The sequence below is a fragment of the Aminobacter sp. P4_D5 genome (assembly GCF_056401815.1).
Window position 1 is genome coordinate 1 of record NZ_JBFUIP010000711.1, and the last position, 713, is coordinate 713.

Annotated in this window: 2 pseudogenes; one reads left to right on the top strand and one right to left on the bottom strand. The window is 70.0% G+C overall.

Annotated features, from left to right (window positions below):
* Window positions 1-408: pseudogene (locus AC1DWF_RS34485) on the top strand (hypothetical protein); the annotation flags it as partial.
* A gap of 10 nt (window positions 409-418) precedes the next feature.
* Here the strand turns inward: AC1DWF_RS34485 and AC1DWF_RS34490 are convergent.
* Window positions 419-713 (bottom strand): annotated as a pseudogene (locus AC1DWF_RS34490) (hypothetical protein); the annotation flags it as partial.

Sequence of the window (713 nt, forward strand, 5' to 3'; positions counted from 1 at the left end):
GTCCGGTACATCCTCGTGAATTGGCTCGCCGAACTCGGGCGGGACGACGAACTCGCGGGGTTGCTGGAGCGATATGCCGAGGACAGCATGGCCCATTGGCAATGGACGACGGCGCTGGCCGCCTATCGCCGCGAAGGGGACAGCGCGGCGAGCCGCAGCGCCCTGTCGGAGGCCATGGCGGTGAACAAGCATGTCGCCGCCTATCTCGTCGGAACGAAGGCGGTGCCGAAGAAGCAGGCGCCCTACTATAGCCCGGGCGAGGCCAGCGAAGCCCAGGTCTATGTCGAGGAGGCACAACCCGCCTGGGATAAGACGCCGGGCGCGCTGGACTGGGTCCGGGCCCTTGGCGCCCCGCCGAAAGGGCGGGCACGCAGGGCCCCTCGCAAGCCGGGAACGCCTTTGTCGTAAAACGCCGACGTCAGGCGATCGGCCTGGCGGCCCATGCCTCGACCACTGAGACCGCCTCGGCCACCAAAGCCTGGCGTGTCGCGATCCGCCCCTGGCCGATCGGCACGCCCGCCTCGCGCCGCAGCTCGGCCACGTCGCCGCCCCGGCGGATCGATTTCGGCACGCCGGCCAGCGCCTCTTCGCTGTCAGCCAGCGAGGCCGCATAGACCACGCGGGCGATGCCGGTCATGTGCATCGTCGCCACGCAGAGCGCACAGGGCTCGCAGGAGCTGAAGACGGTGCATCCCGTCAGGTCCAGCGTGCCG